This is a genomic window from Taibaiella koreensis (genome assembly GCF_003545715.1).
Lineage (GTDB): Bacteria > Bacteroidota > Bacteroidia > Chitinophagales > Chitinophagaceae > Taibaiella > Taibaiella koreensis.
In genome coordinates this window covers 355,302-370,413 of sequence record NZ_QVNU01000005.1, presented here as the reverse complement: position 1 = coordinate 370,413, position 15,112 = coordinate 355,302, and the positions used below count along the sequence as shown (strand labels likewise).

At 50.8% G+C, this 15,112-nt stretch carries 10 protein-coding genes; 3 read left to right on the top strand and 7 right to left on the bottom strand.

The genetic code is table 11. The features are described 5' to 3' along the window. Positions 1–327: 327 nt before the first annotated feature. Positions 328–1,311 carry a GlxA family transcriptional regulator gene (locus DZK30_RS17920; RefSeq protein ID WP_118975537.1) on the top strand — a complete coding sequence of 328 codons (984 nt, stop codon included), beginning with the start codon at positions 328–330 and terminating at the stop codon, positions 1,309–1,311. 242 nt (positions 1,312–1,553) lie between these two features. Here DZK30_RS17920 and DZK30_RS17915 read toward each other — a convergent pair whose 3' ends face one another. Continuing rightward, a complete protein-coding gene (locus tag DZK30_RS17915; RefSeq protein WP_118975536.1) occupies positions 1,554–2,246 on the bottom strand; it encodes a Fe2+-dependent dioxygenase in 693 nt (230 codons plus the stop codon). 210 nt (positions 2,247–2,456) lie between these two features. Between DZK30_RS17915 and DZK30_RS17910 the strand changes: the two genes are divergently transcribed. Continuing rightward, on the top strand, positions 2,457–2,957 hold the full coding sequence (locus DZK30_RS17910) for a hypothetical protein (protein ID WP_118975535.1): 501 nt from the start codon (positions 2,457–2,459) through the stop codon (positions 2,955–2,957). Between the two features lie 108 nt (positions 2,958–3,065). Here DZK30_RS17910 and DZK30_RS17905 read toward each other — a convergent pair whose 3' ends face one another. The 3 genes from DZK30_RS17905 to DZK30_RS17895 form a co-directional block, all read right to left on the bottom strand. Beyond that, positions 3,066–4,196 carry a beta-ketoacyl-ACP synthase III gene (locus tag DZK30_RS17905; protein ID WP_118975534.1) on the bottom strand — a complete coding sequence of 377 codons (1,131 nt, stop codon included), beginning with the start codon at positions 4,194–4,196 and terminating at the stop codon, positions 3,066–3,068. Positions 4,197–4,319: 123 nt separating this feature from the next. After that, positions 4,320–7,760 (bottom strand): DUF4175 family protein, encoded by a 3,441-nt coding sequence (locus tag DZK30_RS17900; protein WP_118975533.1) that lies wholly within the window; start codon positions 7,758–7,760, stop codon positions 4,320–4,322. Between the two features lie 30 nt (positions 7,761–7,790). Then, positions 7,791–8,273, bottom strand: coding sequence for a hypothetical protein (locus tag DZK30_RS17895; RefSeq protein ID WP_118975532.1), 483 nt, complete (start codon positions 8,271–8,273; stop codon positions 7,791–7,793). A 110-nt stretch (positions 8,274–8,383) separates the two neighbouring features. On the opposite strand from DZK30_RS17895, the gene DZK30_RS17890 reads away from it, so the two are divergent. Next, positions 8,384–9,382 (top strand): LuxE/PaaK family acyltransferase, encoded by a 999-nt coding sequence (locus DZK30_RS17890; RefSeq protein WP_118975531.1) that lies wholly within the window; start codon positions 8,384–8,386, stop codon positions 9,380–9,382. Here DZK30_RS17890 and DZK30_RS17885 read toward each other — a convergent pair. The 3 genes from DZK30_RS17885 to DZK30_RS17875 all read right to left on the bottom strand — a co-directional run bounded on the left by DZK30_RS17885 (position 9,379) and on the right by DZK30_RS17875 (position 14,949). Next, positions 9,379–9,987, bottom strand: coding sequence for a hypothetical protein (locus DZK30_RS17885; protein WP_118975530.1), 609 nt, complete (start codon positions 9,985–9,987; stop codon positions 9,379–9,381). The two genes, DZK30_RS17890 and DZK30_RS17885, sit on opposite strands and share 4 nt — an antisense overlap. Positions 9,988–10,043: 56 nt before the next feature. Further along, positions 10,044–12,785 (bottom strand): T9SS type B sorting domain-containing protein, encoded by a 2,742-nt coding sequence (locus DZK30_RS17880; RefSeq protein ID WP_118975529.1) that lies wholly within the window; start codon positions 12,783–12,785, stop codon positions 10,044–10,046. A gap of 547 nt (positions 12,786–13,332) precedes the next feature. Further along, complete coding sequence (locus DZK30_RS17875) at positions 13,333–14,949, bottom strand: DNRLRE domain-containing protein (protein ID WP_118975528.1); 1,617 nt, start codon at positions 14,947–14,949, stop codon at positions 13,333–13,335. Between the last annotated feature and the right edge of the window lie 163 nt (positions 14,950–15,112).

The window sequence follows — 15,112 nt, the reverse complement described above, 5'->3', positions numbered from 1 at the left end:
GATGAAAAAAAAGGTTTGAAAATGCTGTTTGTGATAAAGTCGTTTGATTTGGTGTAAAGATATTCCTGTTAAAAAATGCCTAAACAATATACGCCACTGCTTATCCGTTTATCGCTTCTGGCGCGTGTTTCAGGTCTTTATCCCTGGCTTGTCGCATGAGCAATGGTGCGTGTGGCCGGTTACATTCATATGACAATCTCATTTTGTTTAATTAATTTCGTTGATTATTATCAATGCAAAAATAGTACCAATAACCAATAATGAAAGGGTGTCTGCACGGCAATCTAAGGCGGTGATTGCGACAGCCTTTATACCATCTTAACCCTTATGAAGCACATTTCAATCCTCGTCCCCAGCGGGACTTGCAGCATTACCAATATTGAAGGCACGCACCAGATCTTTTCGGAGGTCAATTCCTTTCTGAGCAGCGTGGACCGGGAGCCATTGTTTGATATCCGGTTTGTAGGCCTCGATTATGAAGCCAGCCAGCGCAACGGGCTCTTTACCATCAAGCCCGATGTTCTGGTGTCTGAAGTCGAAAAGACAGACATCATCTTTATCCCGGCGCTGTTCGGTGATCACAACGAGGTGCGGGAGCACAACAAAGCCTTCCTGCCCTGGATCATAGAGCAGTACCGCAATGGCGCCGAAGTGGCCAGCTTCTGTATCGGCGCCTTTTTCCTGGCGGCGACAGGCTTACTCGACGGCAAGCAGTGCGCTACGCACTGGCGCTTTGCCAATGAATTCAGGACTATGTTCCCCAGTGCCCACCTGGTCGACGACAAGATCATGACAGAGTCCGATGGTATCTATACCAGCGGCGGCGCCTATTCCTATCTGAACCTGTTATTGTATTTGATAGAGAAGCATGCCGGCCGCGATATGGCGATCCTCATCTCAAAGGCTTTTATGATCGATATCGATCGCGACAGCCAATCGCCGTTTATCATCTTTAGTGGTCAGAAGGCCCATGAAGACGAGCCGATCAAGAAAGCACAGGAGTATATCGAGCATAATTTCGAAGACAAGATCACCGTGGATCAGCTGGCCGGCATGTTTGCCCTTGGTCGTCGCAGCCTGGAGCGCCGCTTCAAGAAGGCTACCAGCAATACGGTAACCGAATATATTCAGCGGGTAAAGATCGAGGCTGCCAAGAAGGACCTTGAATCCGGTCGCAAGAATATTAATGAAGTGATGTATGATGTGGGCTATGCCGATGTCAAAGCTTTCCGTACCACCTTCAGAAAGATCACAGGCCTGTCTCCTATCGAATACAAAAATAAATACAACAAAGACGTAGTGGCGGTATAATTGCTGTACGTTTTATGGATGCAAAAGCCTTGCCCGGAGCGGGACAAGGCTTTTGTAGTATAAAGAAGAGGTACGAAAAAGGGGGTTGCTGATGTAAAGCAGAATGCTAACCTTTGCGGGAGCTGAGTGTAATGATGCTTATAAAACAAACACGGATTGTGACCCGGTCCCAAGGCCGGTAAGCGCCGAAGCTATCTGATTGCTGCCCCAGGGGATAATCAGCTTTTAGATAGCTTCTTTCATTAAAGATCCGTCCACATGCGCATAAGGTTGCTATACACCTGCATCAGCAACAGGTTCTCTTCCGATTGCAGGTCTTTTGCCGCGATCTGCTCCTGGACGTGCTTCAGCTGGAACAGCAGCTCTCTTTTTTCTGTCTCTTTTACCAGCGATTGCATCCAGGTAACGCAGGCGATGCGCTCGCCCGAAGTCACAGGATTAACCCGGTGCAGCCTGGTGGTCGGATAAATGATCGCATCGCCTTTGGGCAGCTTGTAGGGGACGTATCCGCTTGGCGTGTGGATCACCAGCTCGCCGCCTTCATAGCTTTCGGGAGCGGTCAGGAATAAGGTCATGCTGAGGTCGGCTCTTACCGTGTAGTCAATGGTCATTACGGGGCTATCGGTATGCCAGCCGTATGCCATGCCGTCGTGGTATTTGCTGATCATCGGCGGCAGGATATTTTTAGGCATTACCGCCGACTGGATCAACGGATGACCAGCCACTGCCTGGAACACCAGTTGCTGCAGGTGGCGTTTATGGGCATTCTCTTCGCGGCTGGCCTGCATATTGTTCTTCACTTCGCGCGCGGCGCCGCTGGCGGTATTTTTGCCATCTTCAAACGGGATCTGGGAAAGGAGAAAATCGATCTGGGGAAGGTCCTGCTCCGGCAGCAAATTCGCTATATGTATAATAGACGATGGGATCGACAGCATTTCAGGTGGATTTGGTTAAAAGACAAATCTACAATAAATGTATTGTCGCAGGGAAATTGCCGGCCTAAACAGGTGATTCTACCTGCCGTACGAAGGGCTGATATGCACCCTTTCCATTGAGAATGAAAAAGTGTACGTGAATAATAGTTGCAGCGGCATTGCTTTATAGCCGGTATTTTCCATATTTGTATAAAAATACCAAACACCAAAATGAAAAAGATCCTCACCGTTCTGCTGCTGGCGGCAGCAACCTCCATTGGGAATGCCCAGGATAATGGCGTTCCCCAATCTTTTAAGCCGGCCAAAGCCGAAGACTATGCGCAGTATAATAAGAATGTGCTGCAGTGTATCGACTGGCTGATGGCCACACCTTACGATCCGGCCTCGCCGCAGCAACAGGCTGCCGGCGCCTTCCTGATGCAATGGATCGCAGGCAGCCCCGACGTAAAGCTCCAGTTGGCGCCAGGTATCATCAACTTTGTAGGGGAGACCCCCACTTTGCTGATGATCTTTATGAGCGGCTGGACCAAATACACGCTGGAAAGCAAAAAGCCGGAGGACAAGCTAAATGGTAATTTGAAAGGGCTCGAAAGCGTTATCAGCTATTATGAGCACAATAAGGAAAAGCTGGCGGAAAACAAACAGGTAGAAGCTTATGCTGACATGCAGAAAAAGAAGACCCTGAAGGCATATGTCGAAAAGAATATTTAGGGATTGTTGTCTGTAAAAATAAGGGCCTGTTCCAATTGGATTGGAGCCAGGCCCTTACTTTGTATAGATTGCCGGCTAATGGCCAACAACCATGTTTTTTAATAACGATCAGACTACCGTTAGCAGCGCATAAGTGTAAGAGAAACGTGCACTTTCCGGTACCATCAGGAATACTTTTTGCCCTTTTTTCAGCTTATCCTGGTTCATCAGCTCTTCCAGCATAAAGTAAGGAGAAGCCGATCCTACATTGCCCAGGCGGTCAAGATTGGTATACCACAGGTGAAGCGGCAGCGGTATATTGCGGCGCTCAAGCTCTTCGGATATCTTCCTGCGGAAAAATTCGGAGGAAAGATGAGGCAGGAACCAGTCGATCTCACGGGTATCGAAACTCCGTTTTTTCATCACCTGTTCCAGGAAATCCACGCCGCGCGGAACAATATGTTCTCCCAGCAGCCGGGTATCCTGTTTCATAGAAAACACGCTTTGGGTAAGCCATTCATCCGTAGGCAGCTCATTATAGCCGATCAGCTGATCGCCTTCCTTGATACTGCCGCTGTACATACAGGTTTCTATTTCGCCGGCAAAAGAGGTCATATCGATCCATTCTACCCGCAGCGAAAGCCCATCAGGGTTTGGCTTGTTCTGAAAAAAGGCGGCGCCGGCGCCATCGCTCAGCATCCATCGCAGAAAATCCTTTTCAAAAGCAATGTAGCCGTTCTCTTCTATTTCATGTGCTTTGTCGATCTCAGCCTGGAACTTGTCGGAAGTAAGGTATTTGGACATACGCTCCGAACCGGTAGATACTGCATTATCCGTATCACCGGAAGCAACGGAGAGAAAAGCATATTTGAACGATTGCATACCGGTATTGCACGCACCTGAAAAAGAGAACAGCTCAAGAGGAGGAACGCCCAGCAGGCCATGCACCATGGAAGCATGAGAAGGAAGGGTTTGATCGGGAGAGGTGGTGCCACAGGCCAGCAGCTGCACCTCATCCAACATGCTGTCTTCTTTGAACAGCGCTTTGATCGCTTCGGCTGTGAGCTCCGCATTGGAAAAGGACTTCTGCCCCTCCCTGAATGCATAATATCTTGTTTTGATGCCGTTATTTCTCAATATCAGCGCCCTTACCTTCGAAGGCTTCCCGTCGACCATACCCAACACCGATTCCATGTCCTCATTGCTCACCGGATCATATGGCAGGTATTTTGCCATACGGGTAATATATACTGCTTGCATTTATTGTTTCCTGGGGTTTTCAGTAATATTTCTCAATTAAACCGGATAAATCCGGGATACGAGTTAGGGTTTCCCGCCAAGGCGGCAAAGATAAGATAAAGCCTTTTAAAAAAGGTAACGGCCTCAATTGGCAGGCTGCTTCACCTGCTTCATATAGTCGTCAGTCATTTTTTTGTAATATGGCCGTAGTGCAGGTGGTACGGTCTTATACAGGTCGAGCAGGGATTGCCTGCTTTGCAGGTATTGTTGCAATTCGGGGGGCATGGGTCTTTGCTCATCCTTGCCCGCATTGGCATTGCGTTTATCGTCTTCTTCCTGTTCGCGGATCGACTTTTCGGCTTCAAGTAGCCGGGTCATGATCTCCTGCTGCCGCCGGAACAGCGGGGAGGCTACTCTGCGGTTAACCAGGTCAGTCTCGTTTTTGTCCATCTCCTCCTGAATGGCGCGCAATTCACGGGCATTGCCATTAAGCCCTTTGCTGTTGAGCATGCTCGATAATTCCTGTATCTGCCGGCGCAGGGCTGCCTGCTGCTGTGCCAGCCGGGCTATTTGCTCGGCATCTGAAGGATTGCCTTCGTCGCCCTCTCCGTTGCCACCATTCCCGCTGCCGCTTTGTCCGCTTCCGGGTTGTCCTCCGGGTTTCTGTCCACCCTGCTGTTGTCCCTTGCCTTGCTGTTGTCCTTTCCCTTGTTTCATGCTTTGTCCCATCTGCTGTTGCCCGGTAATGATGTCTTTCATCATCTGGCCGGCGCTGCCGCCCTTGCCGGGCTTGGGATTCATGCCACCGGGCTTGGAACAGCTACCATTGCCGGCCGACATTGACTGTGCCTGCTGCTGCAGTAGATTTTCCAGCAGCTCATTCAGCATCAGGGCCAGGTTGTTGGCACTGGTCATGGCATATTGCTGCCGTGTAACCGCTTCACCCAGCCGTCTCGCTTCCAGTGAGGCGATGGTGCTGTTGATATTTTGCTCCATGTCGGTGGTCTCTTTATTGATGCCCGCCGCGATCTGGAACACGCGTTTGCTCAGCTCAAAAAGGCTATCCCTGATCATACGCGCGTTTCCCTTCAGACGATTTTGCTCCTGGGAGTTGGTTATATAAGCCGGACTCGACATGGGCGTTTGCTTCACCTTATTCATCAGCTGCTCCTGGTCAAAGGAAAAACGGATCAGGTTGGTCAGTATCTGGCGCGTGGCCTTAATGTCGATATCGATCTGCTCGGCATCCATGCCGGCCGACATTTTTTTCATGGCTGCGGCCATTTGCTGCAGGTTCTGCTGCGCCTTGTTCTGCGCCTGGCTGGCCTTTTGCTTCTGGCTCTGCTGCAGCTGCTGGTCGCTCTGCTGCATATTGTTGTCGGCCTCCTTGCCCATCTCTTTCATATCATCCGTCTTCTCGGGGCGCTTTTGCTCGTTGTTCAGCTTGTCGATGGCCTTCATATCCTGCTGCATGGCTTCTTTCAGGTCGTTCCTGATCGCCTTCTGGTCTTTCGACAGGGCATCGTCGCTTTTGCGGCTGGCGTCGGTGTTCTGCTGCAATTGCTGTTCCTGTTTGGCCAGCCCTTCCAGCTTATTGGCCAGGTCTTCCATCTTCATCTGCATCTCCAGCTTCTTCATCAGTTCCTGGATACGTTCCAGGTCCATATTGAACAGCTTGTTCTGCTGATCCATCTGCTGCAGGTTCTGGAAGGCATTGTCGCGGTTCATCTGCTTCATCATCTCCTGCAGCTTGCGCAGCTGCTCTGCCAGCTCCTTATTCAGCAGGTTGTCCAGCTGTTTTTGTACGGCCTCCTGCTTATCCTTAACCTCTTCGCTATATTGTTTTTGCTCACTTTGCTTCTTTTGCTCGTCAAATCGCTTCTTGATCGACTCCACCCGGTCTTTCAGTTGCTCCTGCTTGTCGGCGAGCGACTTAAGGTTCTGCTGCTTTTCCCAGCTCATGCTCTCCGACTGGAGTAGCTGGCTTTGCATATCTTTCATCTCCTGCTGCAGCTTGCGCGCCTGGTCGGCGCTGGAACTCAGACCCTGGTTGATTTGCCTGGAATGCTGATCCATAGCCGAATCCAGCTGTTTCAGGTCGTACATGCGATAGGTATGCACCTCGCTGCGGCCGCTTTTACTGCCGTGAACCGCATCATTGTCCCAGGCTTCGACATAATAATTGACTTCCTGGCCGGGCAGCAGGTTCAGTGTGCCCAGGTCAAAATATTGCTGGAACGGAATGACCGCGCCGCCGGCCTTAAGGGCTATGTTCTTTTCTGAAACCACTTGTTTGCGCGCATCGTAAATGGTATAGTGAAAATACAGGCGGGATACGCCATAATCATCGCTGGCATTGCCGGTAAGCAATAGCTGCTGTCCGCTGACGCTGTCCTTCATTTCCTGGAGCTGTACCTGGGGATTGAGGTCGGGGATCACCTGTACCAGGTAGCGGAAGGAGTCGGCTTTCGGCATTTGTTTGCCGGACAAGAGCAACGTGTAGGCTGTGTCACTTAAGAAGCGGGCACTGCTGGTCCAGGTATCCTGTGCCGCCCGGTTTAAGGGTATACTGTTCCCTGCCGTTCCCATGCGCATGCTGATGGCATCGGTATGACGGGCCTTTAATGTCCAGCGGAATACGGTACCGGCAGGTACTGTCATATCGCTCAGGCTTTGCAGTACTTCGTTTTTCCTGCCGGTATAAGCGGGGTATTCGATCTGTACCTGGAAAGACAATAGCTGTGGCTTTTCGATCACAGACAGCTTATAGGCGTCGGACGATACGCTCGCTGCCGTAAGCTTGAAATCGACAGGCTGGCCCACGCGGTTGAACGTATAGCTGTATTTTGTTTTGCTGATCTTCTGCATCTCAAGCTGCTCGCGGCCAACCTGTACATAGACCTGGTCGGGCAGCTTATCGCCCTTTACTTCGGCTTCCAGGGTATAGTCGCCGTAAAGTGGCACCTTCAGATCGCCTGACGTCACTTTAAATGCAAACGGCGCCGGCGGCGCAAAATTTTTGGAAGGCTGCATCAGGCGATCCGAAGCGTCCCGGAATACATTGGGAGCAAGCCAGAGGATCGCGATCACGGCCAATACAGGTACCAGCAGGTAGGGCAGGTATTTCCGGTTGCGGCTGAGGTCGACCGCCTGGGTAAAAGGAACAACCGCGATCTGGCCGGCTTTCTGATCGATGCTCGCCTCGATCAGCTCCCTGCTTTCTGCGTTATTCTGATTGTGACGCAATTGGAGGATATTGAGCAGCTTGTCGCTTACTTCGGGAAAATGAATGCCGATGATGCGGGCCGCTTGCTCATGGGAAATGACCTTTCCGAGCTTGCGTATCTTTAGTAAGGGTATTACGATCCATGCGACCAGGCTCAGGCTTCCGGCCACCAGCAGCAGGCCTATGATGGTGAGCTTAAGCCAGGAGGGGAAATAAAGAAAATATTCGCCTACACCTGCCAGCAGCAGGTATATCAGCAGGCAAGACAGGAAAATAAGGCTGCCGCGCATTAATTGATTGAGGTAGTACTTCCTGGTGAAAGCATCCAGCCGCTGTATCAGTAGATCGTAATTGTTCATGGGGAAAATCTCCTTTATTGCAGCGGGCAGCTAGAATTCCAGGTATATCGGGTCGGTTTGCACTACGTTGCTCTTATGCCCTGCATCGTCCTCTACATAAATGTTGAAATAGAGTGTGTCTTTGCGCAGGGCCAAGTGCAGCGAGTCGGTTACAGAAAAGAATTGCCGCCCCATGTTGATCGAAAGGAATCCTTCCAGGCCACCTTTGGTCGGGCGCATATAATCTTCAATATAGGGAAAAGGCTGGCGGAGCGTGAAGGGCGAAGAAGAGGTATCTCTTGAATCCTTCAGGAAAATATTTTTGGTTTCGCCGCTGCGGTCGGTACCGATATCGCCGTCGCCGTCGGTGAATTTTAGCTCTATGAGCACGCCCGCAGTATCGTTAAGGTTTACCTGCTGCGGTCTCAAAGATAGATAGTAAATTTGCGGCTCCGGTGGATAATCCTTGGGCTGCTTGGTGCAGGAGGCTAAAAAAAGGGCCAGGCTCAACAACAGAAATATTTGCCTTTTCATCTTTGATAATTGCTTTATTACGGCTTCCGGCCGGATATCGCTTCGCTCATGAAGCATACCTGGCGACCAGCCGACCAGTAACCGATTCTATTCTTTTCCAAATTTAGTAAATGTCACTCAATATTGAACATATTATTCGTGAGGATAACTGGTTGCAGCAGATCACGCCGCAGCATTTCGACAGCTATGCATTGGCCCTGTTTCACTACCAATATGAGCATTGCACCGTGTACCGCGCATTTGCCGACGCTATCGGACGCACACCAGCAGGTGTAAAGGCCTGTGACGATATCCCTTTCCTCCCGATATCTTTTTTTAAAACACATACCGTCGTTTCCGGCAGCTTTACACGGGAGGTGATCTTTGAAAGCAGCGGTACCACAACCACACAAAACAGCAGGCACCTGGTGAAGGATGCTTCACTGTACCGGCAATGCTTCCTGCAGGGCTTTGTACAGTACTACGGGGCACCGGAAGATTATGTATTCCTATGCCTGTTGCCCTCGTATCTGGAGCGTGGCAACTCCTCCCTTGTGTACATGGCCGATGAGCTCATCCGCCGGAGCGGCCGGTTTGAAAGTGGTTTCTACCTTAATGAATGGGAACAGCTGGCAAGCCTGCTCGGGCAGCTGAAAGCAAAGGGGCAACGCATTATCCTGCTGGGTGTCACCTTCGCGCTTCTTGATTTCGCCGAGCATTATCCCATGGACCTGTCGGGCGTCATTGTTATGGAGACCGGCGGTATGAAAGGCCGCCGGGAAGAATGGACCCGGGAACAGGTCCACCAGTTTCTATGCCGGCAATGGCAGCTGGAGCACATCCATTCCGAATACGGTATGACCGAGTTATTGTCGCAGGCCTATTCGAAAGGCGACGGTATTTACCGGGCAGCAGATACCATGCAGGTAAGGGTGCGCGACGAGAACGATCCTTTCGAGATCAGCACCCGGGGCGCCGGCTGCCTCAACGTGATCGATCTGGCCAACGTCCACTCCTGTGCGTTCATCGCCACCGATGATATTGCCAGAATAGCGACAGACGGTAGCTTCGAGGTGATGGGCCGGCTGGATCATTCGGCCCTGAGAGGCTGCAGCTTGATGGTAGTTTAGCTGTCCAGAAACTTGTCAAAGCTGTATTTGTAGTACAGCATATTCAAAATAAGCAAGAACGTTCCTACAGGCACGCTTCTGCTGAAATAATACCCGATATCGTTAGGCCCCTTTAATGTGGTTAGTATTCTTTTGTCGCCAAATGCGATAAGATAATAGCCATAAGGGCCATGGAGGAGTTCTTGCGGCTCAACATAGCTTTCAGTATGTATTGAATCTGTTTTGACGGTAACTTTTACAGGAATGGTAAACGCAATACGCCCCTGGTATTGTGACAGGGAATCATAATTGTTGGCGGCGTACCTAAAGATAGTATGGGCTTCTCTGGACTTCTTCCTGGTTTTGAACCTGGAGATCAATTTCCCTTCTTTCCAGCGGTAATATTCAAAATAGTAATCATTACCTTCCCTGTAAAGGAAATAGCCCGAAGCTTCCAACCCGCTAATGCAGCAGGAACAATCTCGGTAATAGGCGATGAAGGTATCTTTTGTTTGTATGATTTCCTGTAGCCGCTTCTCATAAAACGCCTGGTTGCCGATAGCTCTGGAAAGCCCACCCGGCAAGCAAAGGAGAAAAGCAAGTATAAGAAAGAAAGTTATCTTCATAAGATCAAAGCCCGGTGTCTCTTTGACACCGGGCTTTGATGTATAGTACTACAAGACTACCGTATCAAAGTCACATTCCCTTCCCGCGTAAAAGGCTTACCGGCATCGGTAACGGCGTCGATGGTGTAGATATAAACGCCCATTGGCTGTGGCTTGTCGTTGTAGGTACCATCCCAGCCTTTGTTGATATCTGTGCTTTCAAATACCTTTTGCCCCCAGCGGTTGTACACATTGAACGACTTCAGCCTGGCGATGCCGCGCTTCGAGGGTTTGAACAGCGGGTTGCTGCCGCCCGGGTGGAAGGCATTGGGCATATCGATCACCGTTTCCTTTACCAGCACGTCGATCGAATCACGCAGGGTGCAGCCCCGTTCTGTTGTAGCGTTGACGAAATACCTTGTCCTTACTTCTGGTTGTGCTACCGGGTTGGCTATATTGGTAGCGCTAAGTCCCGAGGGTGGGAACCAGGCAAAATAATGGCAATTGGTTCCCGGGTCAATGGTATAGCTTTCGCCGGGATAGATGTTTACACTGTCCGGCATATCCAGTACCGCCTGAGGATACACAGCAACCCGGACGAATTGGGTATCGGTACAACCATGGATATCCGTTGCGATCATGCGGTACTGGGTTGTGGTCTGCGGTGAAGCTACAGGGTTGAGAATATCCGTAGCGCTAAGACCATAGGCAGGATCCCAGGAATAAGACACGCCGCCTTCGGCCTGCAGCTGTACCTCACCTCCCGGGCAATAGCCGGTATCGGTGGTGTTGAGCGCTGCAAAATCGCCGGGGAATACGGTGATCTTAATGCTGTCCTTTGCCGAGCAGCCAATAGGTGTTGCAGCCGTAACCGATACGTAAGCAGAAGTGCTGCCCCTAAAGACATTGTTGGGGCCGCTGGCGTACAGCAATGCGTCGGCCGGCGACCAGGTATAAGTAAAAGTGAAGCTAAGTGGTTCTACCAGGGCATGAATAGCGATCTGATCGCCACGGCACATTTCGGTGCGGTCGGCCTGCAGCTTGATATTGGTAGGATTGGGCTGCACATCGATCACGATTACTTCCGCACTGTCGTTGCAGCCTGCATGCGAAGCCACCAGGGTATACGTGGTAGACGCTGCCGGTGTGAGCACCGGGTTCTTGCTATGCGGATCCGAAACGCCGGTGGCCGGCGTCCATATATAAGCATACTCGTCGCTGCCCACCGTATTGATGGTTACAGAGGCGCCTTCGCAGATCGTGGTATCATTGTTTAGAATGTCGAAGCCCATCAGGTTGTGTACCCATACCGAATCCCTGGCCGTACACATGGTCGGATCGTTGCTGCCTACCGTAACCACATAGCGGAGATCGCCGGCAGGATTGGCCAGGGGCTGCGCGATGGTGGCATCGCTGAGGCCGCCGGCAGGCGTCCATTGATAGTTGTAATTTAAGGTTGGGTCATTATTGGCGATCACCAGGGGCAACACCACGCCGGTATTGCTGCAGGTTACCAGTGTGTCGCTCAATTGCAGCACAGGTCTGGCTTTCGCATTAAAGGTAATGCTGTTTCCTATTGCCTGGAAAGTGCCACAGCTGTCTTCAAGGGTATTGCCGTCGCTGCCGTTCTGCGCCGCCAGTGTATAGACGCCCGAGGCCGTGATGGGGTTAGCAAGGTTCAGGGTAATGGTATTGCTATAGCCATTCACACAGCCTACAGCAGTGGCTGCGGTAACGACTGCTGGTCCGGGCCCCGTGATCCGGAAATCGGAGCCATTGGCGCTTACAGAAGCGCATTTGATGGGTATATTGGTTTGTACCGTCAATGTGGTACAAGCCAGGGACGCGCTGCTGTACTGTGCTGCCGGTGGTACGGTAAACGTAAGGGAATCGGGCAGGGACAGGGCGGTATTGCAGAGGTTGAGCAGGGTGTTATTGTCTGTTCCGGTCTTAGCCCGCAGGGTATAATTGCCGGGAGGCAATGCCGGTGAAAAATTGACCACCACGTCCTGGGTATAACCATTGGTGCCGGAGCAGTTGACGCCCGAAGCGCTAGCAATTGTGCCGGAAGGACTGAGCTGGAAATCGGAGCCATTGGCGGCAATAGAACTGCAGGCGATCTGGGTATTCAGGTGCACGGTAACTTTATTCTTGAACGTACAGGGCGATGCCGGCGCCAGATTGCTGAAATGGGGTGGGGTATTGTCGAAAAAAGTGGCGGTAGATCCGGTGAAGTCGATCGTAAAGCCGGAGCTGGGCCCGCCGCCGGCGCCAAAGTTATTGATCATGATCAGGTACACATCGCCGGCCGCCGCAGTGATCTGCTGCAGGAACGAGCTTCCTGTAGTGCCGCCGGCTACCTGGGTCAGGGTAGAGGTGCTGTTGAGGCCTACCACACCGCTATTGAATACGGGAGCATTATTATTGAAATTGCAGCGGATTACTTGCGCCTGGGTTATATTGTTGCAATTGCCGTTCGTGATATTGGCGATCGCAAAATCATAATCGTCTGCCGTAACTACCGGCGTTATGGTGAACACAATGCTACCCGGCGCACTGACCACCAGCTTCAGCCACACAACGTTATCTTCACCGCAGGGATTAAAAATACCACCGCCGCAAGGCGAGCTGGGCAGGTCGCTTACGATACCGATGCCCTGGTAGCTATAAGGCGTAAAGAAAGAATTGCCGCAAAGCTGCAAGGCGCCGCAGGCATCCTGTTCCGGCTGATTGGGCGGGAGCAGCTGCGCCTGGCTTTTCCCGAAGAAGAATACGAGGATTGCTGCTCCTATCCAGGCGCTCAGAAATGACTTAGACATAGTGTTAATAAATTAGTATGCAAATAAGGAAATATGCCGGATGTTGACATGTTGTTTACATTAATTAACAAAGGAACAGCATGATAAAATGGCTTTCCCTGTGTTTGCAAACGTTAAAGATCAGGCTTTAACATGACATCATATTGGAAAATGTTGCTCTTTTTATGTATGCTTAACCTGTTCTTATGCTTACGGCAAAAAGGATTCCTTTTTTGCGCCGGTCAAGATCCCGTTTTGTTTTTTAAATAATGCCCTTCTATCACGTGTACCTTGGTTACATCATAACACTTATTGCAGGCGGAGCAGGCTTTGGCAGGATATCCCGGGTTTACGGGATGGAAACGCGCAACTCCGGCCAGAGATGGTGGCAATTTGGTTGTTAAACGGGAAGACGGTCTGCTGCATGCTCCCGGTTGGATATAGAAGAAGAAATAATGCACATGCTACCGGCGAACTCAGCGCCTGAAACGGGTTTGCCCTTAAGATGTTTCTCAATAAAAAAAAGCAGCCTGCAATAGCAAGCTGCTTTTGTCGATGGGCTGGCGGCCTATTGTATTTTTACGATCTTTTCCTTGAAAGAAACGCTGCCTTGTTTTGCTTCTAGAATATAAATGCCCGGAGGAATATTGTTGCCCGGGATATTGATCTTATTCGTACCGGGATTTAAGGCTTGCTCCTGGCTATAGATCAGCTTTCCGGTGATGTCAAAAACAGAAGTAGTCATCTTATCGTTACGGGTAGCTTTCACGGCCTCGAGCGTCCATCCTGTGGTTGTAGGATTGGGGAATACCCTTGAAGTGGCGCCTTGTATAACGTCCGGTGGTACCATTTCGGTATACTGTGGTATGCTGCCATCGTTGGGATCGCTGGTCTCTTTGGCAGGGCGTGGTGGGTTGTAGGTGTAGCACAATTTTATCTGGCTGCGGCAGATATAACTAAAAGGGCCGCTGATGGGGACCACGCCAAGCTCAGCTGCCCATCCGAAGTTAGGCGGTGGTGGTGCCGAGAAGGTTACAACCGCCATATTGCCATTGATGCCATTGGGGTAGGTTACAACAGCGTTTGTAAAATTGCCGGCCCAGGCATATTGGGTTGTGCTTGGCGAAGATAATGGGAATATAGCCTGCAGTACAAAGGTATTGGGCGCGGTGGTTTTGGTGCACACGGTATAAGCGGCGCAGGAGCCCTGGAAGCTATTGCTGTTATAGCGACAGATGGTGTTTGTTTTTGTGCAGACATTGCCGTTGCCCGTTGCCGTCAAGGTCACATCGAAAGTGGTAGCGCCCACGGGAAGGACCAGCGAAGCGAAATTGACGGTAATGGAAGTGCCGGAATACAAATTGCCGTTGACATCCCAGGTGTAGGTATATCCTGGAAGCGGATTCAATGCGGTAAAGTTGTGGATGTCGACATTCATGGAGCTGAAGCAATGTTCGAAATCGGCACATCTTGTATAGTTGATCTCCAGCCGGGGCCTCAATGCGGGAACCGTATGATCGCTGGAGGCAAATACAACAGCCCTGTATATATCTTCCGTCTGTAGCGACATCTGCCAGCCGTAATTGGGAAAGGTACCATTGGTAATATTTTGAACAAGGGGCGTCACGTTGATCGCCGGGTTCCATCCCCACTCAGAGGCGGATGGCGGAATGGCGACCTGGCCGGCCGTCGTAATGTTGCCATTGGTATTGGCGTTAAAGTTGTTCCAGGTGATCGTCGACTCGTTCCAGGGTGCTGTGATCCTGCTCAGCCAGCCGGGGTTGGCAAAGAAGCCAGAATTGGTGCTGGGCCAGGAATTGGGGCCCCACTCCGATGTCTGCACACCATATAAACGCAAAGTGGCATTGTTGATAATGGAGTTGGACGGTATCGTGTTCAATTGGGAAAACCGGATCACCGATCTTATGGTACCATTTGGACAGTTGGCTGCATTCCAGGTCCAATCCATATAAGGCAGCTGTATGGCATTGCCGAAGTTGACATCTGCCGGCGTGTTGGTGCCGAAAGGCGGCGGCGTGCCGGTTAAAACACAACCTCCATCCAGGCTCCAGATATAGGCATCTTCACCTGTTGTGGCATCGGGCTGAAAGGCCACATTGACCGTTTGCGCCATGAGGCTTCCTATACAGAGAAAGGAAGCGGCAAGCAATAATGTTTTTTTCATAGTTTTTAAATGTTTGGTGAACAATTATCCGGAAATTATAGCTTTTTTCATAATAAGAATATTAATTTTTTCAACTATTTCAATTTTACATTAAATACTCTGGGTCGGTATGTATCCATCCGGTTGGGAAGGCTTGCAGACGACCGTAGAAATCCACGGTGTT